General features: G+C 46.2%; 19 protein-coding genes and 2 tRNA genes. 11 read left to right on the top strand and 10 right to left on the bottom strand.

Features of this window, described 5'->3' with window-relative positions:
• Positions 1-73: 73 nt before the first annotated feature.
• Positions 74-1,858: a phosphoribosylamine--glycine ligase gene (gene purD, locus DBT_RS08530; protein ID WP_067619414.1), complete on the bottom strand. Its 1,785-nt coding sequence runs from the start codon at positions 1,856-1,858 to the stop codon at positions 74-76.
• A gap of 105 nt (positions 1,859-1,963) precedes the next feature.
• Here purD and DBT_RS08525 point away from each other — a divergent pair, with 105 nt between their 5' ends.
• A complete protein-coding gene (locus DBT_RS08525; protein ID WP_067619195.1) occupies positions 1,964-3,235 on the top strand; it encodes a sensor histidine kinase in 1,272 nt (423 codons plus the stop codon).
• Positions 3,236-3,246: 11 nt separating this feature from the next.
• The gene (radA, locus tag DBT_RS08520) at positions 3,247-4,623 is read left to right on the top strand and encodes a DNA repair protein RadA (protein WP_067619192.1); all 1,377 of its coding nucleotides are present in this window, start codon (positions 3,247-3,249) and stop codon (positions 4,621-4,623) included.
• Here the strand turns inward: radA and DBT_RS08515 are convergent.
• A complete protein-coding gene (locus DBT_RS08515; protein ID WP_067619189.1) occupies positions 4,601-5,320 on the bottom strand; it encodes a sulfotransferase family 2 domain-containing protein in 720 nt (239 codons plus the stop codon). The genes radA and DBT_RS08515 overlap by 23 nt on opposite strands.
• Positions 5,321-5,417: 97 nt before the next feature.
• Positions 5,418-7,076: a glycosyltransferase gene (locus DBT_RS12230; RefSeq protein ID WP_067619187.1), complete on the bottom strand. Its 1,659-nt coding sequence runs from the start codon at positions 7,074-7,076 to the stop codon at positions 5,418-5,420.
• A 595-nt stretch (positions 7,077-7,671) separates the two neighbouring features.
• On the opposite strand from DBT_RS12230, the gene DBT_RS12110 reads away from it, so the two are divergent.
• The 5 genes from DBT_RS12110 (at position 7,672) to DBT_RS08490 (ending at position 12,261) form a co-directional block, all read left to right on the top strand.
• Positions 7,672-7,809, top strand: coding sequence for a hypothetical protein (locus DBT_RS12110; RefSeq protein ID WP_153304059.1), 138 nt, complete (start codon positions 7,672-7,674; stop codon positions 7,807-7,809).
• 66 nt (positions 7,810-7,875) lie between these two features.
• Positions 7,876-8,931, top strand: a complete 1,056-nt coding sequence (locus tag DBT_RS08505) for a radical SAM protein (RefSeq protein WP_067619185.1) — start codon at positions 7,876-7,878, stop codon at positions 8,929-8,931.
• Positions 8,932-9,068: 137 nt separating this feature from the next.
• A complete protein-coding gene (locus DBT_RS08500) occupies positions 9,069-9,338 on the top strand; it encodes an amphi-Trp domain-containing protein (protein ID WP_067619182.1) in 270 nt (89 codons plus the stop codon).
• 180 nt (positions 9,339-9,518) lie between these two features.
• Entirely contained in the window at positions 9,519-11,645 is a 2,127-nt protein-coding gene (locus DBT_RS08495) for a ribonucleoside triphosphate reductase (protein WP_244155341.1), read from the top strand.
• A gap of 7 nt (positions 11,646-11,652) precedes the next feature.
• Positions 11,653-12,261 (top strand): anaerobic ribonucleoside-triphosphate reductase activating protein, encoded by a 609-nt coding sequence (locus DBT_RS08490; protein ID WP_067619180.1) that lies wholly within the window; start codon positions 11,653-11,655, stop codon positions 12,259-12,261.
• On the opposite strand, the gene DBT_RS08485 is transcribed toward DBT_RS08490, so the two are convergent.
• From DBT_RS08485 to pyrF, 3 genes are all read right to left on the bottom strand, one after another.
• Complete coding sequence (locus DBT_RS08485; RefSeq protein ID WP_067619177.1) at positions 12,258-12,449, bottom strand: hypothetical protein; 192 nt, start codon at positions 12,447-12,449, stop codon at positions 12,258-12,260. The genes DBT_RS08490 and DBT_RS08485 overlap by 4 nt on opposite strands.
• 162 nt (positions 12,450-12,611) lie before the next feature.
• Positions 12,612-12,687: transfer RNA gene (locus DBT_RS08480), tRNA-Phe, on the bottom strand.
• Between the two features lie 40 nt (positions 12,688-12,727).
• Positions 12,728-13,459: an orotidine-5'-phosphate decarboxylase gene (gene pyrF, locus DBT_RS08475; RefSeq protein ID WP_067619174.1), complete on the bottom strand. Its 732-nt coding sequence runs from the start codon at positions 13,457-13,459 to the stop codon at positions 12,728-12,730.
• A gap of 108 nt (positions 13,460-13,567) precedes the next feature.
• On the opposite strand from pyrF, the gene acs reads away from it, so the two are divergent.
• Positions 13,568-15,469, top strand: a complete 1,902-nt coding sequence (gene acs, locus DBT_RS08470; RefSeq protein WP_067619171.1) for an acetate--CoA ligase — start codon at positions 13,568-13,570, stop codon at positions 15,467-15,469.
• 19 nt (positions 15,470-15,488) lie between these two features.
• Here the strand turns inward: acs and DBT_RS08465 are convergent.
• Positions 15,489-15,564: transfer RNA gene (locus DBT_RS08465), tRNA-Arg, on the bottom strand.
• A 34-nt stretch (positions 15,565-15,598) separates the two neighbouring features.
• On the opposite strand from DBT_RS08465, the gene tsaD reads away from it, so the two are divergent.
• The 3 genes from tsaD to rsmA are packed head-to-tail and all read left to right on the top strand — an operon-like array spanning position 15,599 to position 17,956.
• Positions 15,599-16,618, top strand: a complete 1,020-nt coding sequence (gene tsaD, locus DBT_RS08460) for a tRNA (adenosine(37)-N6)-threonylcarbamoyltransferase complex transferase subunit TsaD (RefSeq protein WP_067619408.1) — start codon at positions 15,599-15,601, stop codon at positions 16,616-16,618.
• Positions 16,581-17,168: a DUF2062 domain-containing protein gene (locus tag DBT_RS08455; protein WP_141674259.1), complete on the top strand. Its 588-nt coding sequence runs from the start codon at positions 16,581-16,583 to the stop codon at positions 17,166-17,168. Before tsaD ends, DBT_RS08455 begins: the two co-directional genes overlap by 38 nt.
• Positions 17,165-17,956 carry a 16S rRNA (adenine(1518)-N(6)/adenine(1519)-N(6))-dimethyltransferase RsmA gene (gene rsmA / locus DBT_RS08450; RefSeq protein ID WP_067619165.1) on the top strand — a complete coding sequence of 264 codons (792 nt, stop codon included), beginning with the start codon at positions 17,165-17,167 and terminating at the stop codon, positions 17,954-17,956. The genes DBT_RS08455 and rsmA overlap by 4 nt, the downstream gene beginning before the upstream one ends.
• A gap of 16 nt (positions 17,957-17,972) precedes the next feature.
• Here rsmA and DBT_RS08445 read toward each other — a convergent pair whose 3' ends face one another.
• The 3 genes from DBT_RS08445 to DBT_RS08430 form a co-directional block, all read right to left on the bottom strand.
• Entirely contained in the window at positions 17,973-18,683 is a 711-nt protein-coding gene (locus DBT_RS08445; protein WP_244155340.1) for a polysaccharide deacetylase family protein, read from the bottom strand.
• A gap of 17 nt (positions 18,684-18,700) precedes the next feature.
• The gene (locus DBT_RS08440; RefSeq protein ID WP_067619405.1) at positions 18,701-19,798 is read right to left on the bottom strand and encodes a glycosyltransferase; all 1,098 of its coding nucleotides are present in this window, start codon (positions 19,796-19,798) and stop codon (positions 18,701-18,703) included.
• A 1,093-nt stretch (positions 19,799-20,891) separates the two neighbouring features.
• The gene (locus tag DBT_RS08430; protein WP_067619156.1) at positions 20,892-21,158 is read right to left on the bottom strand and encodes an RNA recognition motif domain-containing protein; all 267 of its coding nucleotides are present in this window, start codon (positions 21,156-21,158) and stop codon (positions 20,892-20,894) included.
• Positions 21,159-21,305 lie beyond the last annotated feature (147 nt).

Below are 21,305 nucleotides of genomic sequence, written 5' to 3'. Positions count from 1 at the left end.
CCCGCACAAAGTTGACATGGGCTTTAACTACATCAGTTCCTCTGAGCCCCTTCAACGAAGTACAAAATTTGGGTTAAACCTTAAACTTTGAACCTTCTTCAATACGCCTTCTCATTGCCTCTTTGAGAGACAGTATCCTCCTTTGAACCCCTTGATCTCCCACAGCAAGTATTTGGGCAGCGAGTATTGCGGCATTCTTTGCACCAGCTTTTCCAATCCCCACAGTGCCCACTGGAACACCAGGAGGCATCTGGACAGTGGATAAAAGGGCATCAAGTCCACCTAGGGAAGAGGAATCGATGGGAACGCCGATTACAGGCAGAGGCGAGTGTGCTGCAAGGGCTCCTGCAAGGTGCGCTGCCATGCCTGCACCGGCAATCAGGACCTTTATCCCTCTTTGTCTGGCATTCTTTGCATATTGGGCTGCAAGTTCTGGGGACCTGTGCGCAGAGATACAATGCATCTCACAGGCTATGCCAAGCTCTTCAAGGGTCTTTTTGGCCTCATTCATAATACCCATATCTGAAGGGCTTCCCATCAAGATGCCAACCTTTGGGGTGTTATCCCTTCTGGATGTTGGATATTTGAGGGCCTTTTGACCTATATCCAGCCTGTAATGCATGCCCTCCCAGGAAATCAACTCCACGGCCTCATAGGCCCTGTTTATGGCGTCTTCTATGGTGTCACCCAATGCAGTTACCCCAAGGACTCTCCCGCCATTTGTATAAAACTTGCCTCCTTCTTCCCTGGTGCCAGCGTGGAAGCAAAAGACGTCCTCCATCTTTTTGACTTCTTCAAGGCCGTGAATCTCTTTTCCCTTTTCATAGGGACCAGGATAGCCTTTGGAGGCCAGCACAATGCATACCGCAGCCCTGTCGTCCCACTCAAGCTCGATTTCATGGAGTCTCCCTTCCATTGCAGCTTCTATAACCTCAAAGAGGTCGCTCTTTAATCTCATCAAGATTGGCTGTGCTTCAGGATCACCAAACCTGCAATTGTATTCAAGTACCTTGGGCTGGCTGTTGTCTATGATTAGTCCCCCGTATAGCACTCCTCTGTATGGGACCCCTTCCTGCTCCATGGCCTTTATGGTGGGAGAAATAATGATTTCCATAGTCACGTCAAAGAGTCTTGGATCGACTACAGGCGCAGGGCTATAGGCACCCATACCACCTGTATTTGGACCTGTATCACCGTCAAATACAGCTTTGTGGTCCTGGGAAGTGGCCAGAGGCAGAGTGGTCTTTCCATCGGTTATAGCCATAAAAGAGGCCTCTTCACCCTTTAGGAATTCTTCAACTACAAGTCTTTTCCCAGCCTCACCAAACTCTTTGTTTACCATGATGCGCATGAGCGCATCCTTGGCAGCCTCCTTTGTCTGGCATATTATGACCCCTTTTCCAGCAGCAAGGCCATCGGCCTTTAGCACAACCGGCATGTCTATGTACTCTATATAGCCCTCTGCCTCCTTTGGATCTTCAAAAACCTGAAATGCACCTGTTGGAATTCCATATTTGTCAAGGAGATTCTTTGTAAAGACCTTGCTCGCCTCTATCTGAGCAGCACCACTATTAGGGCCAAAGATCCTGAGCCCCCTCTTTTCAAACTCATCTACAATCCCTAATGCTAGCGGGGCCTCTGGTCCAACCACTGTTAAATATACGCCCTCTTCTTCAGCTAGTTTTGCCAATCCCTTGATGTCGTCGGCAGAAACGTCTACGCAACGGGCGTGCATCCCAATTCCAGAATTTCCTGGGGCACATATTACTTCTTCAATATGGGGACTAAGGGAGAGTTTCCAGCAGAGGGCATGCTCTCTACCCCCAGAACCTACAACCAATACCTTATGCTTTGCCATGACGCCTCCTAACATTCATAATCTTCCTTTCTGGCTATGTCCGTCTAGTGAGCTAAACCAACTAGAAGCTCTAGACAAACGTATTATTTACCATATTATAAGGCTGTGAAAAAACAACCTCTTCTAACATGTTCAGTATTCTTCCTTCTACTACTTTTTTCTGTTCTAGCAGTCCTTAGTGCTATAGGCACCTATAGGATCTCTGTAGATGGCTCCAAGAACCTGTTACAGACCAAGGCGACAGATATTGCTCTTAGCGTTAGTTTTACACTTGAACGCTTCGGTCTCAAACAACAGCTCTTCAACGACATGCTTTCGCGCCCTAGATGGGATGATGTGGCATATCTTGCACTCTATGATCAAAACCTCATAATAGTGCTTCATTCCAATCCCAACCTCATTGGCATATACGATGAAAAGCCAACCATTATCGAAACTTTTAAGACAAAACACATGTCAGTGCACTCAGAGCGCCTTGCAACCGGAGAAAAGGTGTTCATCCTCGATTTCCCCATTACCCTTCACGTGGAAAATGAATCCAAGATCTATTGCCTCAGGGTCGCTCTCCACCCTTATCCTGCCGAGGCCATTGTAAGAAGGGCAAATTTTCAATTGATATTAATTGGTATCTCTATTGTGCTTTTATGGGGATTTACAGCCTTTTTCTTACGTTTTTGGCTCAAGGCCCTACGTCTCGAAGAAGAATTAAGGGAAAAGGAGAAAATGGCAGCCCTTGGAGAGATGGCCGCAGTTTTAGCCCATGAAATCAGGAATCCCCTGAGCAGCATCAAGGGCTTTGCTCAAGTTTACCAAGAAACAGCCGAAAGCGAGGAAGAACGGGAGGATTTCTCTATTATTGTCAATGAGGCCACCAGACTCGAGAGATTGACCACAAATCTCCTCATATACTCAAAACCATTGAGCATCAGGCCAGAACCATTTTCAGTAAAAGAGTTTGTGTCAGAATTGAAAAAGGAGGCAGAGTTACTCACCCCGGATAAGAATGTGAAAATTACCTTCCAAAGGGCCCAAAAGGTCAATCTCGACAAGGAGGCCCTAAGACAAATTGTCCTAAACCTCCTACAAAATGCCCTGGATGCCGCGAACCATACCAGTGATCCCGAGGGTCCGAAAGTTGACGTCATGGTGTCTGCTCACAAAAATGCCCTTCAACTCGTGGTAGCGGACAACGGTCCTGGAATTCCAAAAGATCTTCAGGCAAAGCTCTTTGTTCCCTTTTTTACCACCAAGACCAAAGGAACAGGACTAGGCCTTGCCATTGTCAAGAGGCTTACCGATCTAATGAACGGCAAAATAAAAATTGATTCTGATAAGGGCAAAGGCACACGTATAACCATTGAGATTCCATTAAATTAGGGGGACGAGACATGAAACGGGCACTCACTACATCTGTATTCATATGCTCCCAGTGTGGCCACGAAGAATCGAGGTGGCTCGGTAGATGTCCGGATTGTGGTTCTTGGAATACCTTTGAAGAGGTCTTAAAAAACAGAACCAAGAAGGGGGCAGCCCATGGGCCAAGGTCGCGTTCCACAGCCAATCCTGTTCAACTTAAAACCGTTGAAGCCGAAGATGACATAACGCGCTTGAAAACAGGGTCCATAGAACTCGACAGGGTCCTTGGAGGTGGATTTGTACCAGGAAGTCTCATTCTAATAGGAGGTGAGCCAGGAATTGGCAAATCCACTCTACTACTGCAGGTCCTTTTTAGACTGGCCTCTATGGGCTTGAAGGTGCTCTACGTAAGTGGAGAAGAATCCCCAGGTCAGATTCGAATGCGCGCTCAAAGACTCCAAAGTGATGTCCCAGAAGGCCTGTGGCTTTTGGCCGAAACCGACATTTTACAGGTTGAAAAGGCCATCTTTGAACTCTCCCCAGACTTTATAGTAATAGACTCGATTCAGACAATGATATCTCCAGACATACAGTCTGCCCCCGGCACTGTAAGCCAGGTAAGAGAGGCCTCGAGGAGACTGATGGAAATCGCAAAGGGCGGTGGGGCACCAGTGGCCATAGTAGGACATGTAACAAAAGAAGGCGTGATTGCAGGGCCAAGGGTATTAGAGCACATGGTAGATACGGTTTTACTCTTTGAAGGCCAACGGACTGAAAACTTTAGACTCCTTCGTACGGTTAAAAACAGGTTTGGCGCAACCCATGAAGTTGGAGTCTTTGAGATGACAGAATCAGGGCTCAGAGACGTCCCAAACCCATCTGAATTTTTTTTAAGCCTTCGCCCCTCCTCTGTACCAGGCAGCGTAATCGTTCCTGTCATGCAGGGGACACGCCCAATCCTCGTTGAGATACAGGCACTTGTAAGCCATTCATATCTAGCTGTTCCACGGAGGACCACGATTGGTATTGATTCCAACAGGCTTGCCCTAATGCTTGCCATTCTTGAAAAACGCCTTGACATGCCTTTTTTTGACAAGGATGTCTTTGTGAATGTTGTAGGAGGTATGAAGATACAGGAAACAGCTACTGACCTTGCTCTTTGTCTGTCCTTGGTCTCAAGCCTTCGAGATCAGCCACTGCCCAATGATCTGATCGTATTTGGCGAAGTAGGGCTTTCAGGAGAGATAAGACCCGTAAGTTTCTGGGACTTACGTATAAATGAGGCGCAGCGTCTTGGATTTTCTAAGGCAGTAATACCATTTGTTGACATGCTCAGAGAGGACAAAACCCAGGAGAACCTAGTTGGTGTTACAGGCCTTAGAGACGCTATTGAGGTCGCTTTTGCCTGAAGGTCAGGTTGAATTCCATAGGTTCCTCTGGTGCCACCTTGTCAAATGAGTATCCCAGGGAGTCTATGTCTTTTTTAAAATGTTTTTCAATCATTTCGGCAAGCCTATCATTGTAGTAGGCCCTATAGTCGCGCATTCTTCCAGTTGCACGCCTTTTATGGGGAAGAGGCGGCGGAACAATACCGGCCTTGGTGCACGCCTTTTCAAAATGATCCACTAGGTGCTCATATCTCCCTACAAAATCCACAATAGGAGTTCCATCCAGATCAATAAGATAATTCCATTGAAGCTCAATAGATGTATCGATTATATAATGATAGGGTCTATCCTCATCCAGCTTCCATTTAATAAAATCCTCGAAAGTCTTAACACTTTCTGGGATAATATGGGGTCTTTCTCGCCTTATGTGATGCCATGAGCTCACCTGTAAGTCCCAGGGGTTTCTAACAAAGGCAAACTTAAAGAGCTGATAAAAGGTCTCGTGGGGAAGGAGTTCCTTTGCAGCAATCGCCTTAGCATGTCTAGGGATCTTTACTCCTATCCTGTGGCCCCACAGTTTACTCATGCGATTACAGATAGCGGAAAACCACGCACTCGGGTCCCTCCACCTGTAGCGTTGAAGGGCGGAGCGTATACTGGTACCGCCTGTCTTTGCAATATGTATAAAAAGAAATTTGTATCTAAGGGATATAAGCATAGGCGGAAAATTACTTTTGAGATGTGGGGATTGTCAACTAGTATGTACTGGCCAGTTTCACTTGATGTGGTCTCATAAATATTTTAAGAGTTGGCGATCAACGAAGCCTAACCTTTTTAGAGGGAAAAGATAGTCCTTTAAGCCCCAAGTTTGTTAAGAACTTTCCAAAGGGTCTTTCAAGATAGGCCCAAGCGCTTTTGATTTCCAAGGCCCCTTTAGGACATATGTTAACGCAGCGGCCACATCCCATACACTCCACAGTCCTTATTTTGCCCTTGCTTACATATTCTCGAATGGGGATTCCCATATCGCAGACAGTCTCACAGAGACCGCATCCTGTGCATTTATGGCTATTAGCCTCTATGCGGAAAAATCCCAGATAGCTGTAAATACCCCAAAGCGCGGCATAGGGGCACATCACTCGACAGTAACTTCGGTTCCCCCAAAGAGGCAGAAAAAGATAGCTGAGATAATAGGTATTGGTGAGCATCTTATAATAAAAGCCTCCCACCTTTTGATAGGCATTGGTAGGATCAAATAAGAGATATCCAAGATAGACCAGAAGTAGGGCCAAAAAGGCATATTTCAGATATCTCAAACGCCACCAAAACTTGCCTCGGGCTGTCATTCGCCTAAATGCAAAACCAACAGTCTCTCTGGTTGCTACGCAAGGACAGTTCCAACCGCAGTCAAGTCTTCGTCCGAAAAAGATCATTAAAAGACCGTAGATGAAGAACATGACCGAACCTATGACGTGAATGGCTGGCCAAAGGACCATTCCACCACCTAAGGTTGGGACCTTTAGGCCAAAGAAATAGGGCATAATCCCCCAAAAGATCAAATAAAGCCAGACTATCACATGGATGCGAATCTTTTGGTATGGATGATCCTTCGAAAAAAAACGATAAAGGCCAAAGACAAAAACATAGCTAAAGACTAAAAAGTCTGTCAGGTACACCACCTGGCCACGTATATTAAAGAGGGGTTTATTATAAAAATAAGCCAGGATCAAACCAATTATGGCCAAGTAGCTGATAAAGCCCAAAGAGAGATATTTTCTGTCTCTTAGGGCCTCCTTCACTATCCAACTGATGATTTTCCACCCTGCCAGACAACTTCCCATGATTGTACCACTGACCTTGGATTGGCCCCCCTGTCGTTGTCGATAGTTGGCTGGGATCTCCTTGACTCTCAATCCGAGACGGGCGGACTTGATCTGCATCTCAACAGTCCAGCCATAATCGGGATCTGACATCTGAAGGCTCTTTAATGCCGACCAAGAAATGGCACGATATGGACCAAGGTCTGTAAATTTCCTAGCCCAGATAAGGTCTATGAGCCAAGAGGCCATTTGGTTTCCAAATTTCTGAACAGGAGTCATGGCCCCAGACTCTACCTTACCCAGAGTCCTACTTGCCAAAACAAGATCACATCGGCTCTCGACTATGGGGCGGAGGAGATCTTCCATCTGTTCGGGATCATCACTGCCATCTCCATCCATAAACACAATAATATCCGGCCTTCTTAGGCTAAGGTATTCTATGGCAGCCAGGCAGGCAGAGCCGTAACCCCGCTGCCTAGCAAAAACTACCACTGCCCCTGCCCTTCTGGCCTCTTGAGCTGTTTGATCTTGTGAACCATTATCAGCCACTACTACTTGATCTACAAACTCGGGCAAAGATCTAACTACCTGGCCTATAGTTTCAGCCTCATTTAGGGCTGGAATTACAACGGCGATGTTTTTGTCCTGATACATCTTTTAGTCTCTTTAGAAAGTGCTGGGGTTTAAAAATAATGACTTAAAATATTAGGCAAAATCGATAAATCAAATTGAAATTACCAATCCTTTTATCTATGACGATAAAGAAAATCTATTTTGAAAAAGGCGTATATATGCCAAGTGGCACCTCTAATAAGATTTGCTTGATATTTCCTATCTCCTACCTTATCAATCATTTATTTTTCCGATTTGACCTAAAGCATTTTCCTTTATAAGTTTGTCTCTCAAAGAGGACGACTCTTACATACTCCATAGGCCAAACCCCATTGAGCCTATAAAGCAAACAGAGTGGAGCGTAGATTCTCCTAATGCCATAAAGGGAGAAGGGAGAAGCTTTTTAAAAGTGTTGAGTTTTAAGTGTTGAGTGTTGAGCATTTCAGAAGTGTTGAGTGTTGAGTTGAAGGAAAAGAGCTTTGGAAGTTTTGAGTTGAAGCTAGAAGGGAGGGCCTCTGGCTTGGGTACTGGCAGGGCCTGCTTTTACCTTCTCCCTTCTACCTATTAAGATTAGGAAGAAGGGAGAAGGCAGAAGCTGAAGAACGGGTATTTTCACGGTAAAATAGAATTAGCCCCCATGGGAAAACAAAATGCTGTTATCAATAACCTTGTCCAACTCCTTGGAGATCATCTTATGGCTAAAGACTATAAGGTCGTGGCATCACAGGGAATTAGAGTCAAACCTTTATCCCAAAACAGTTCCATTAGAAATTAGATATGTATATGACAAAATGACGCCCTAACACATAGGATTCATTATTGAAAACAGGAGACAATAAAAATGAGACAGCTCAACGAAATTTTCAAAAAGGCTAAAGATGGGCAAAGGCTTTCAGACGATGATCTTAGAGCCCTTCTCTATCAAGTCCGGCCGGGGTCAGAGGAATACTATCATCTGCTCTATCTGGCCCGACGACTTACCTTTGAGGCCAATGGCGGTCTGGCCGAGGTCCATGGCCAAATAGGGATAAATGTAGCTCCCTGTCCTATGGATTGTGGCTTCTGTAGCTTTGGCAAAGGTAGTGGTGTCTTTAAAGAAAATAAAGAAATAGGTCTAGAGGCAGCCGTTGATTTGGCCCTTCGTATGGAGGCCGATGGTGCAAATGCCATCTACCTCATGATTACGGCTGATTTTCCCATGGATCGTTTTTTTGAATATGCCTATGCTGTAAAAAAGGCCCTCAAACCTGAAACCCCATTGGTGGCCAACATTAAAGATTTCACCGACCAGGAGGCCATGGCCCTAAAAGAGGCCGGTTTTGTCGGTGTCTATCATACGGTTCGCCTTAGGGAAGGGTTGGATACTGGTATTGCGGTTAAAAGGAGAATAGAAACCATCGAGGCGGCTAAAGATGCCGGACTTATTCTTACGTATTGTGTGGAGCCCCTAGGTCCAGAACATACCCCTGAAGACATAGTAGCCGCAGCCAAGGTAGGAAGGCAATACGGTGCTGTATTCAGCGGGGCAATGAGACGAATACCCATTGCCGGCTCTCGGCTCTATGAGAAAGGGACCATTACTGAAATGGAACTGTCTCTTGTTGTCGCGGCCATCGGTCTCTATATGGGGACTCCGTTCAATTGTACCCATGAGCCCAACATGCCCTCTCTTATGGCCGGTGCTAATATCGTATGGGCAGAGACAGCCTCCAACCCCAGGGATACCAGAGAAAACACCGAGGAAGGACGAGGTCTCTCTGTCCGAGACTGTCAAAGGCTTTTACAAGAAGCGGGCTTGAGACCACTGTGTCCAGATTATTCACTCCAAAGCCAGAACAAAAATGAAGATTCACCCAAGAGAAGAATCCGCTCCAGATCAAAATTATTCAACATTTGATGCCATTAGTCATGGTTCCTTTTGCCCTTCATATTGGCTTGCACAAAGGCAATAAGTGATAATTGTATGTTAGAAGAACAATTTTCTCTAAAAACAAACCATTTTAATCCGTTTGTAATTATATGAAGGAGGTCACTATGGGACGTGAAACAATACTTTTCAAGAGTGAGGAGAGAAAAAACAGGTCTGAGATCGCCGGAATCCTCCGCCTCATTGCTGACAAGGTGGAAGAGGGCAAAGTGAGTCTAAGCAATAATGCACAGAGTGTCGAAGTCTCTCTGCCGGAGAATATGGTCCTCGAGATCAAGGTGGAGGAAGAAGTGAAACACAAGAAAAAATACTCCCTTGAGATCGAACTTGAATGGACTGAAGGTGGAGAGGAGCCAGGCGGTGTAGTGATAAATTAATTTTGACACCAATAAGGTCTTATTTGTAGGGGTTAGCAATATAAGCTAACCCCTCTACCCCCATCTCATCTCATCACCCAATCCCTAAAAAGTGATTGACTTAACGATTACGCACGATATATTGTGCCCTCATAGATATAGCCACCAACATCATGTATTAAAATCAAAAAAGGAGAGAAAATGCAGTCCAAAGACAGAGTATTTGCAGCAGAGGATTCACCTATATTTGTGTTCGACAAAATCATCAAACGGGATGGACGCATAGTCCCTTTTGACTCAACAAAGATTACCACAGCCATACTAAAGGCAGGCCGTGCCACTGGCGAATTTGGAGACGTGGAGGCAAAGCGCCTGACCATAAGGGTACTCACCCTCGCCCAGGCTGTATTCGCAGACGTAATGCCAAGTGTTGAGGAGATACAGGACCTTGTTGAAGAGGTGCTCCTGGCCTCTCCATTCAAAAAGACTGCAAAGGCCTACATTCTTTACCGAGACCAGCACGCCAGAATCCGACAGATGGTACAAAAGGCCGACATTGACCTTATAGAGAACTATCTGGAAAGATTGGACTGGAAGGTTCGAGAAAACAGCAATATGGCCTATTCCCTCCAAGGCCTCAACAACTATGTATCGAGCGAGGTCACAAAGACCTATTGGCTCAATAAGATATACACCCCAGAGGTACGAGAGGCGCATCTTAGAGGCGACATTCACATCCATGACCTTGGTCTGTTGTCCGTGTACTGTGTTGGCTGGGATCTTCAAGACCTTTTAATGTCCGGCTTCAGAGGGGCCCCAGGAAAGGCTGAAAGCAGCCCTGCAAGGCACTTTCGTAGTGCCCTGGGCCAGATAGTCAACTTCTTTTATACCCTTCAAGGGGAGGCTGCAGGTGCGCAGGCCTTTTCAAATTTTGACACACTGCTGGCACCATTTATAAGGTACGACAAACTCACATATCGTGAGGTCAAACAAGCGCTTCAGGAATTCGTATTCAACCTAAACGTTCCCACCCGCGTGGGATTCCAAACGCCTTTTACGAACCTCACCATGGATCTCGAGCCCCCAAAGACACTGAAGGATCAGCGGGTGGTTATTGGAGGTGAATTCAAACCAGAGACATATGGTGAATTCCAGGAAGAAATGAACATGCTTAACCAGGCCTTCTTAGAGGTGATGTCTGAAGGCGATGCAAGGGGTAGGGTGTTCACGTTTCCCATTCCCACATACAACATAACCCCAGACTTTGACTGGGAAAACCCTGGACTTTCTAGACTATGGGAGGTCACAGCAAGATATGGCATCCCTTACTTCGCAAATTTTGTCACCTCTGACATGTCTCCAGACGATGCCCGTTCTATGTGTTGCCGTCTCAGGCTCGACGTCCGAGCACTTGAAAAAAAGGGCGGAGGCCTCTTTGGAGCAAATCCCCTTACAGGCTCCATAGGTGTGGTCACTATCAACATGGCTGCCATAGGTTATAGGTCAAACAGTGAAGCAGAATTCCTGGAACAGCTTGAGCGCATGATGGAGATATCGAGGACCAGTCTTGAATGCAAACGAAAGGTCCTAGAAAGATTTTCAGAGCAAGGACTTTATCCATATACCAAGTTTTACCTACGGCACATCAAAGAGCGACACGGAAATTATTGGTCCAATCACTTTTCCACCATAGGGCTCATAGGTATGAACGAGGCGTGCCTGAATATGTTTGGGAAAGACCTCTCAGACCCTGAAGCCGTGGCCTTTGCCGCAAGAGTCTTGGATTTTATGAAGGACGTGCTCGTGCGTTTTCAAGAGGAGACTGGCAACCTCTACAATCTAGAGGCAACTCCTGGCGAGGGGACTGCATACAGGCTCGCCAAGCTAGACACCAAACGATTTCCAGGGATCAAGATAGCAAACATGGAAAAGACCGATACCCCATTTTACACCAATTCCACCCATCTGCCTGTTGATTTTACTGACGACATCATTCAGGTCCTGGATCTGCAAGAACCCCTTCAGTCAAGATACACTGGCGGTACAGTACTTCATGTCTTTTTGGGAGAGGCAGCCCCAGACCCCCAGGCAGTGAAGGATTTCGTCCGAATGGTGTGCGAGAACTATTCCCTCCCCTACTTCACTATCACGCCTTCGTTTTCCATATGCCCGAGCCACGGATACCTTGAAGGCGAGCAGCTACAATGCCCAAAATGCGGGGCATCTACCGAAATATACTCACGAGTAGTGGGCTACCTCAGGCCAGTCAACCAGTGGAACGATGGGAAACAGGCAGAATTCACCATAAGATCCAGATTCTCAGTCTGATATAGAAATGGAAATCGGAGGCCTCACACCATTTACCCTCTCAGACTATCCAGGAAGGGTTGCAGCAATCGTGTTTACCCAGGGTTGTAATTTTGCCTGTCCCTTTTGCCATAACAGTGGGCTAATTCCCACAGGACATGGCTCAAACGAGATGGTAAAAGTATTGGAGTTTCTATCAAAAAGGAGGGGACGGCTTAAGGCAGTAGTGATCTCAGGAGGAGAGCCAACCATACACCCAGATCTCCCTTTTTTCCTTCAGGAGATTAAGAGGCTTGGATTCGAAATCAAACTTGATACAAACGGAAGCAGACCTAGGGTCCTCGACCAACTCATTCAAATGGGGCTACTGGACTTCATTGCAATGGATGTCAAGGCCCCATGGAGAAAATATGAAAAGCTTTCAGGATGCAAGGTGGATACATCTGTTATAAAGCGTTCAATAGAAATCATTTCAAAAAGCAACATATCCCACCTCTTCAGGACCACCTTGGTCCCTGGCCTCCTTAATGAATTAGATATCCAAGAGATAAGGCGTTGGCTCCCTAAAGACTCTAAACATATTGTCCAGGCCTATAGGCCCTCTCCTTCTTTAAAATCAAGACATTTTATTAGTTAAGTTAAATACTCGATGAGGAAAGGCCCTTCCAGTTCCACGACTCCAATGTCTACAAAATTACCACACAGTGCAGGCCTGTCCACACACCATGGCTCCAGGCTTATGTCATAAGATGGATCATAGTCTGGCCTACTTGTAATCTTGTTGTTGACGAATGTCCTTCTTGATATGGAATAGGCTGATTTCACAGATATATACGGTCAACAGAATTGATTTAGTTGAGGGAATTGGACAGTTTTCTAAGAATCGATTAGAAAAAATTCTAGAATTTATTTTCGCACACTGGTTATCTCTGAGTTATCTCTCATTAAAAAAGGCACTTACGAAAACTCGTAAGTGCCTGAATTTTCTGGTGCCGGGACCCCGAATCGAACGGGGGACACGTGGATTTTCAGTCCACTGCTCTACCGACTGAGCTATCCCGGCTCAAATTGTGTCTGCATTATTCCCAAGCATGAGATATTTGTCAAGATGGGCTTTTAAGATAATTTAAAATTTCTTGTTTTATAAGACGAGCGGCTCCCACTGGATCTTCGGCATTCCTTATAGGCCTACCAATCACTATATGATCAGCCCCTGAAGAAATTGCCACACCAGGAGTCTCGGTCCTTGCCTGATCGTCTCGTTGAATAACCTTAGAGGAAAAAGATGGCCGAATACCTGGAGTCACACATTTGAAGTCAAACCCCAATTCCTTACGAAGTAGCACCAGTTCCCTAGGAGAGCAGACTATACCATGGCACCCTAGGGCTACTGCACCTTTAGCCCTCTCAAGGACTACGTCTTGAATTGTACGTGCCTCGCCAATGCCAAGATCTTTCTTATCCTCTTCTGAGAAACTGGTAAGCACAGTCACTGCCAATAGTTCAAAGTCTGGATCTGCCTCAAGGGCTGCCTGAACAACTGACTTGAAGCCATGGACTGTCAAAAAGCTTATGCCCGTGCCCTTTAGATTCGCTACGGCCCGCTTAACAGTCTCTGGAACGTCGAAAAACTTTAAATCCAACATCACCTTAAAGTTTTGCCCAATCAACCACTCTACAATGTCCGGACCCGCAGAGGAAAAGAGCTCGAGCCCTACCTTGAAAAACCTGACCTCTCCCTCCAGGCGTCTCACCCACTCTTGGGCCAACTTCTTTGAGGGGACGTCGAGTGCGAAGATTATCCTCTCATCTAACGGAATTTCTCTCTGATTCATAATCTTATCTCCTACCAATTCAAACTAATCTCTTGCTTAAATTCAAATTTGCGATTACCCAAATGAAGTAAATTTTTAAAAGATTATCATAATCGAGTGGGAGGAACTATGGGAAAAAATTTTAAGCAAGAAATTGAGGCCCTGACCAAGATAGACGAGAAGATCGTCCCTCCGCAGCGAGTGATAGAAGAAGCCTTTATCAAAGATTATGATTCTGTTTATGCCTATTCAATAAGGGATCCTGAAGGCTTTTGGGGGCAGATTGCCAATGAACTCGTGTGGTTTGAGCCCTGGGAAAAGGTAAGAGAAATCAATCTTCCACACCACAAGTGGTTTATAGGCGGTAAGACCAACATCACAGTCAACGCCCTAGACAGGCATGCTGATTCCTGGCGCAGGAACAAGGTGGCGATTATCTGGCTCTCTGAAGAAGGTGAAGAACTCGTTGCCACCTACGGACAATTACGAGACAGGGTAAACCAATTCGCCAATGCCCTTAAGGCCAAGGGGATCAAAAAGGGAGACAGGGTGGTAATCTACATGCCCCTGACCATTGAAGGCATCATTGCAATGCTAGCATGTGCCCGTATTGGCGCCATCCATTCCGTAGTCTATGCTGGGATGGGTTCTGGGGCGTTAATGTCCAGGATATTGGACTCCAAGGCCAAGATGGTCATCTGTGCCGACATTGGATACAGGAGGGGGAAGGTCGTAAGGCTAAAGGCCACTGTGGATGAGGCAGTAAAAGACCTGGACTTTGTGGAAAATATTATAGTCTTAAGGAGACAGGAGCCGAAGATTGAATTGAGCGAATGGGAATATGACTTCTGGGAACTATTAAATTCCCACTCTCACCACTGCCCTGCTGAAGTCATGGACTCAGAAGATCCCCTTTTCATCCTCTACACCTCGGGTACGACAGGAAAGCCCAAGGGAGTGGTCCACGTCCATGGGGGATTCATGGTTGGGACTTATTATCTCACAAAGGCCTTCTTTGACGTGAAGGACAAAGACGTCTACTGGTCCACTTCTGATATTGGCTGGATAGTCGGTCATTCCTACATAGTTTATGGCCCTCTTTGCGCAGGAGCTACCATACTCATAAGAGAAGGCGCACCAGATTACCCTCATCCAGGAGTGGTATGGGAGATGGTACAAAAATATGGGGTCTCAGTGATGTTTACAGCCCCCACTGCCATACGTATGTTCATGAGGTTTGGAGAAGAACACATCAAAAAATATGACAGATCTACCCTCAGAATCCTTGCCTCTGCTGGAGAGCCACTCAATCCCGAGGCATGGAACTTTGCCCAAAAGGTAATCCTTGAAAATAATGGCCACTGCATTGACAATTTCTGGCAGACTGAAGTGGCATCTCCTATTCTTGGTACCATGCCTGCTATGCCCAACAAACCAGGGCGTGCTGGAAAGCCCATGCCAGGCGTTGTTGCAGACGTCGTTGATGAAGCGGGTAATCCTGTTCCAGCAGGCCAAGGCGGAAACCTGGTACTTCGTCAACCCCTGCCCTATATGATGCGCACCATCTATGGTGATCCTGAAAGATATAAAGAGATCTGGAACGTTATCCCCAATTGCTATTGCACCGGAGATATTGCAGTGTGCGATGAAGAGGGATATTTTTCAGTCCTCGGTCGCTCTGATGACGTGCTCAATGTGGCAGGACACAGGATTGGCACTGCAGACATAGAAAATGCCCTGGTAAGTCACCCAGCCGTTGCTGAGGCCGCCGCTATTGGAATCCCAGACGACATAAAAGGTGAAGTGATCAAGGTCTTCGTAGTACTTCGCGCTGACAAGTCTCCCTCAGACGGCCTTAGAAAGACCATAATACAACACGTCAGGCACGAACTCGGCCCTATTGCAACGCCAAAATTTGTTGAATTTGTAGAAAAACTTCCAAAAACGAGGTCTGGAAAGATCATGCGCAGGCTATTAAGAGCCCAAGAGTTAGGTTTGGAAATAGGGGATACATCGACTTTGGAAGATTAAAACTGAGAGAGGAAAAAGCTGGTGCCCCCGGCACGATTCGAACGTGCGACACCAGGATTAGGAATCCTGTGCTCTATCCCCTGAGCTACGGGGGCACGGCGCCTCTTGGATACCACAGAAAAGGCTTTTATGTCAAGAGCAAACGAAAATAAAATCATTCTTGGAATTGAAACCTCCTGTGATGAGACTGCTGCTGCAGTTTTAAAGGCCCCTAATAGGGTCCTATCAAACGTCGTATCGTCTCAGGTCAAGATCCACAGCGTCTACGGTGGTGTTGTCCCTGAACTTGCAAGCAGACACCATTTGAAAAATATAGTGCCAGTTGTAGAAAAGGCCCTGTCTGATGCAAATATCACCCTAGACGACGTAGATTGCATTGCCGTTACCCAGGGGCCCGGACTAATTGGGGCCTTGGTAGTTGGGCTTTCCTTTGCAAAGGCAATTTCTGCCACAAGAAAACTCCCACTTGTTGGAGTCAATCATGTACATGCCCACCTCCATGCAATATACCTTGAACATCCATCTTGCCCATTTCCTCACATCGGAGTCATAGTTTCAGGTGGACATACTAGTATCTACATAGTAAGGGATGCCATACAATACGAACTCCTGGGACAAACTAGGGACGATGCTGCAGGCGAGGCATTCGACAAGGTTGCAAAGGTCCTTGGGCTCCCTTATCCAGGCGGCCCAATCATAAGCAAGCTGGCTGAAAAAGGAGATAGAACAAGATTTGCCTTTCCTAGGGCCCGATTGGCCGAAACCCCTTACGATTTTAGCTTTAGTGGCCTCAAGACCGCAGTGATAAATACCATTCGAAAGATTAAAAATGCCGGTCAAGATGTACCTACGGAAGATGTGGCTGCATCATTTGAAGAGGCAGTTGTAGAGGTAATTGTTGATAAGGCCATTCGAGCAGCACAGGAATACTCCTTGGATACAATAGTCCTGTCAGGAGGAGTTGCGGCAAACAAGAGGTTAAGGGATGCCTTAGAGACAGAAGCCCAAAGACGCAAAATTCAATTCCTAGTTCCCAGCCCTCTATTATGTACAGACAATGCAGCAATGGTGGCGTCTCTGGGGCTTGAAATGCTAAAAAGGGGGATAACCATTGACTCAGCCGCAGATGCCTACTCCCGTGCCCTCTAATAATAGGCCGCCCAGGGCCAAAAGGGGTTTTAGACCTGTAAGGGCCTTACGATATCAGTGGATTAAACTCCTAAGACTTAAGGGAGATCCCGTGGTAATTGCTCGTGGCATCGCCGTGGGCACCTTCGTTGGCATTACCCCAACAATTCCATTTCACACCATTCTCATCATCATATTCTGCGGGATATTCAGGGCAAATCTCATTGCTGCAGTTATTTCAAACTGGCTTGTGAGTAATCCCATCAGCATACCCATTGAATACTATCTTTCATGGAAGATTGGAGAGTTTTTATTTGGCTCTGGCCTTGGCTCATGGCAAGAGATCGAAGGACTCTTGACTGTCTTAAGACATGCCTCAATATTGGAAGGTGCAAAACTCATTGCTGAAAAAGGGACTTTTTTTATTATGTCCATGACCCTTGGTGGCTGCATCCTGGCCTCACCTTTTGCTATCTTGGCTTATTTTTCCTATATAAAATGGTATGTATATCGCCAAAAAAGGCGTTATGAAAAATTCCTCAAGACAAAAGCCAAAAGGGAAATTCCATGAAACCAAAGCCCATTAAGGGATTGGGACAACACTTTCTAATCGACAAAAATATCGCCCAAAACATCGTGAAGGCAGCTCAGATCTCAAGGGACGAGGTGATTATAGAACTCGGTCCTGGGCTAGGGGCCCTTACTACCCATCTGTGTAGCCAGGCAAAAAAGGTCATTGCCATTGAAATTGACCACAGAGCGATTTCTTTCCTGGAAAATCTCAAATTACCTAACCTCGAGATCAGAAGGCACGACATGCTGAAATGTTCCTTTGAGGAACTGGCGAAAGAGACTGACGGCCCCCTTAAGATTGTCTCCAACCTTCCATACAACATATCTGGGCCGATGATGGCAAAATTCTTTGATGAGAGGCTTTGGGTAAAGGCAGCCGTAGTCATGGTTCAACGCGAAGTGGGAGAAAGACTCCTCTCCTCCCCAGGGAATAAAGACTATGGCGTACTCAGCGTATTGCTAGGCTATTGTTTTTCCCTCCAGAGACTTTTCATTGTGCCTCCCACAGCATTTAACCCCAGGCCTAAGGTATTTTCCACTGTCTTGAGAATGGACAAAAAAGACCCTGAATATCCATTAAAGGATGCATCTTTTTTCAAAAGAGTAGTTAAGACCGCATTTCAAAAGAGGAGAAAAAAGATCAAAAATGCATTGAAGGATCTTTCAGGACAAGAACCCTTGGATAACATCTTCAATGATACAGATATATCCCCTGAAATAAGACCCGAATGCCTGTCTGTGGAGGAATTCGTGAGGCTCGCCAATCGTATCCAGTCAAAGGATTGAACTGATTTAATTTCCTTTAGATCTCAGGCAGTTTTCGCCTATTTTTCATATGCAATTTCCAAATAAATCCCAAGATACTGTCACCATATGAAATTGCTTTTCTGGGAAGCTGATACAGATGGTCTCCAGGGTACGCTGAACCTCTAACGCAGCTCACCGCGCTATCAAATCCTGCCTCTTTCACAATCTGGATCGCCCTTTTATCAAAACTACCGTATGGATAGCAAAAATGCCTGAAAGGCCTCTTAAATTTTTCCTCCAGCACCTTTTTACTCTCTCGGACCTCAAAATAGATCTCCTCGTCAGAGGCCTCTCCAAGCTTGAGATGGGTCACTCCATGGCTGCCAAAACTAATTCCCTTGTCCATTAACTGTTTAATTCTCTCTTCAGACATTATGGGTGGAGTTGATCTTCCATCCTTTTTAAACCAACTGGCTTCCTTACCAAGGTAGCCGGAAAGGAGGTAAACAATTGCAGGGAATCCATACCGTCTGAGTACAGGATAGGCATACTCATAAAAATTTTCATATCCGTCATCAAAAGTGAGGGCAACAGCCCTAGGTGGGACCTCTTCCTCGCCCTTTATACACCTCAGGACAGTATCGAAATCAAGGACTCTGTAGCCCAAGATCCTCAAATAAAACATCTGTAAGGCAAATCTCTTGTGATGACAATATGTAGAACGATGTTCCCTCATGGAGGAGAATGGACCAATCTGGTGATACATCAGGATGGATATGCCTCTCATGAACCAGCCCTTATAATCTGTGATGTCAGTTCTTCATAAATCTCATGATATCTCTTTAAAACAACTCCCTTGGAAAACTGACTGTTTATCTTGGCATGTCCTGCCAATGCCAGCTCAACTCTCATCCCATCATCATCTAAGAGACTATGAATCGCCTTCTTCAAGGCATGGGAGTCATTACATGGCACTCTGATGGCGTCCATTTTGTCCTCAGTAATTTCTCTTGCCCCTCGAAAGGAACTGGTGACCACAGGACGCTTCATGGCCCAGGCCTCTAGAATCACATTTCCCAGGGTCTCCATCTCGAGACTTGGAAAGACTATCATATCCGAGGCAATATAGTATCTTTCCGGCTGGTTAACCCAGCCTGGAAAAATGATCCTCTCTTCGTACCCAGTGCCCTTTATCTTTTCAAGATACTGTCCTTTGAGCGGACCATCACCAAGTATAGCCAGATAAAGTGGCCTATTGCGAATGCGCTTCGGGAGATCTAAAAAGGCATCTATCAGATATTGATGCCCCTTTACCGGAATGAATCTGCCAGCTGTTACCAAAAGCCATGCATCAAGAGGTATACCCAACTCTTTTCTAAGCTGTTCCTTGGAACCTATCTTTTCAGGATCCACTTCCTCCACGAAATTTGGTACGTAAAACACCCTATCTTTTGGGAAACCATTGGAAATCAAATAGTCACACAAGCCTTTGGTATTCACAACCCAGGCGTGGGCATGTCTATATCCGTTTAATTTGTAATAACCACCAAGCCTCGAAACGTGAATGGGTAATTGGCCCTTTTTGAGCCGTGTTAATCTCGTAGCCCTCCCCATGTAGGTCTGCACCACCGTTGGTGAAATCCGCCTTATGGCCCTCTTGATTTGTATCATGGATAACGGATCCCAGACCGTTCTCATAGGAAGACCTAGATATGATACTGCTTCTGGTAGGCTCTTTTCTACCTCACTTCCCTTCCTAACAAAGGCAATACAGTCTGTACCAAACTCATTTAGGGCGCTAATGAGCCTAAAACAAAAACGCTCTGCACCGCCCATGGTCTTACTTCCGATGATATGTACTGTTTTAAAAGTCTTCGCCATTTCAATCAAATACAACTGTTAAATTATAATTCAAGAGTATCATCGCCAATAGACAGCAAGGGACCTCGCCCCTACAATTATCCCAAATTATGCACTGCGAAAAGGGGCAAATAGGCCTGCCGGCAGACAGCTATTTGCAAAAGGGCTTTTTCTTTGGTCGGATGCGCTCCAAACGGAACATGGTCTCGCTTTTTCCTCCGTGCTCCACTGGGCCGGCCTAATGGGCATCCATGCCCATAAGGCCGGGGCGTGCGTCCATGCACGCCCCCTTGGCCCTTTCAGGGCCTCGGGCCTGTTTCGCTTCGCACACGTAAGCTCGACCAAACCGTTCCGTTTTAGAGACGCCTCCGACCTTTTACCAAACCGCTGATCCAAAGGCCATAATGGGCTTTTCCCTTTATTTTTCATACATTAACCTCGTTTGCTAAAAAAATTTTCATGACGGTGTCAAGTGTGTACAAGAGCCAGCCCCAAAGGGGGATTGAGGGAGGCTGGAACTTCCAGCCCTTACAACAAAAGCCCATTTAATAAAACAGTGGGTGTACAGCACAAAGTAGGAGACGGCCAGAAGGACAGCGCAACCCCTGGGGGACGGTTTGGTCGAACAGGACATGCGGAGCGCAAATAGGCCCGAAGCCCCGAAGGGGCTGAGGGGGCATGCATGGACGCATGCCCCGACCTTGTCGGCAGGGATGCCGACTAGGTCGGCCAAGCGGAGCATGTACGAAGACTGAGACCATGTCCCACGGGGGCTGCGCTGCCCATCCCGTCCATTCCTATCCCATAGCGCTCCATTCCCACTCACTGCTCTTCTTGCATCTCTTAGGGGGCATTTCCTTCTCGTTTGGCCTCCAACAAAGACCCACGGTGTCAAGTGTGTGATAGGACCAGCTTTGGGAGAGAGAATGGGGGTGGGCGGAGGGCATGAAGGCGTACTTCCTTGTACGTCGAATGCCCGACAACGCTGTAGATGCGGTGCCCTGTGAGCAAATACGCAACTTCGTTGGGGGCCATTATAAAAAAAAGGGTGGAAAAATTCTCCACCCTTGTTCTCATCTTAGACCCAAATTCTGCAATTACAGAGTTTGTCAAATTAATACCAATTCTGTCTTCTACGTGGCTGGCGAGGACGTGCCTCGTTGACCTTTATGGTTCTACCACCAAACTCCTTTCCATTTAATGCCTTGATAACTGAATCAGCTGCAGCGTTTTCCATTTCTGCAAAGCAGAATCCACGGCATCTGCCGGTCTCTCTATCGATCAACCAATCAAATGACTGAATCTCACCGTGTTCTTCCAAAAGCGCACGAACTTCTGACTCAGTTGAGCTAAATGGTAGGTTTCCAATGTAGAGTTTCATAATAAGTCTCCTTATATTTTTAATCTATCCCCTAAAGGGGAAATTCTTGATAATTTCTTCAAACAATGTTTTTCCCACGAAATTTTCTGAATAGTGTTTTTCCCAGGATGAGACTTTTAATTCGAAGGCAAGGCATGAGATAGCGCA

Source organism: Dissulfuribacter thermophilus (assembly GCF_001687335.1).
GTDB classification, from domain to species: Bacteria; Desulfobacterota; Dissulfuribacteria; order Dissulfuribacterales; family Dissulfuribacteraceae; genus Dissulfuribacter; species Dissulfuribacter thermophilus.
The sequence above is the reverse complement of the archived record's forward strand: the minus strand, read 5'-3'. Positions and strand labels throughout refer to the sequence as shown.

Coding starts and splice junctions, on each gene's coding strand:
- purD (WP_067619414.1), bottom strand. CDS start 1,858: ATGGCAAAGCATAAGGTATTGGTTGTAGGTTCTGGGGGTAGAGAGCAT.
- radA (WP_067619192.1), top strand. CDS start 3,247: ATGAAACGGGCACTCACTACATCTGTATTCATATGCTCCCAGTGTGGC.
- DBT_RS08515 (WP_067619189.1), bottom strand. CDS start 5,320: ATGCTTATATCCCTTAGATACAAATTTCTTTTTATACATATTGCAAAG.
- DBT_RS12230 (WP_067619187.1), bottom strand. CDS start 7,076: ATGTATCAGGACAAAAACATCGCCGTTGTAATTCCAGCCCTAAATGAG.
- DBT_RS12110 (WP_153304059.1), top strand. CDS start 7,672: ATGGGAAAACAAAATGCTGTTATCAATAACCTTGTCCAACTCCTTGGA.
- DBT_RS08505 (WP_067619185.1), top strand. CDS start 7,876: ATGAGACAGCTCAACGAAATTTTCAAAAAGGCTAAAGATGGGCAAAGG.
- DBT_RS08500 (WP_067619182.1), top strand. CDS start 9,069: ATGGGACGTGAAACAATACTTTTCAAGAGTGAGGAGAGAAAAAACAGG.
- DBT_RS08495 (WP_244155341.1), top strand. CDS start 9,519: ATGCAGTCCAAAGACAGAGTATTTGCAGCAGAGGATTCACCTATATTT.
- DBT_RS08490 (WP_067619180.1), top strand. CDS start 11,653: ATGGAAATCGGAGGCCTCACACCATTTACCCTCTCAGACTATCCAGGA.
- pyrF (WP_067619174.1), bottom strand. CDS start 13,459: ATGAATCAGAGAGAAATTCCGTTAGATGAGAGGATAATCTTCGCACTC.
- acs (WP_067619171.1), top strand. CDS start 13,568: ATGGGAAAAAATTTTAAGCAAGAAATTGAGGCCCTGACCAAGATAGAC.
- tsaD (WP_067619408.1), top strand. CDS start 15,599: ATGTCAAGAGCAAACGAAAATAAAATCATTCTTGGAATTGAAACCTCC.
- rsmA (WP_067619165.1), top strand. CDS start 17,165: ATGAAACCAAAGCCCATTAAGGGATTGGGACAACACTTTCTAATCGAC.
- DBT_RS08445 (WP_244155340.1), bottom strand. CDS start 18,683: ATGTATCACCAGATTGGTCCATTCTCCTCCATGAGGGAACATCGTTCT.
- DBT_RS08440 (WP_067619405.1), bottom strand. CDS start 19,798: ATGGCGAAGACTTTTAAAACAGTACATATCATCGGAAGTAAGACCATG.
- DBT_RS08430 (WP_067619156.1), bottom strand. CDS start 21,158: ATGAAACTCTACATTGGAAACCTACCATTTAGCTCAACTGAGTCAGAA.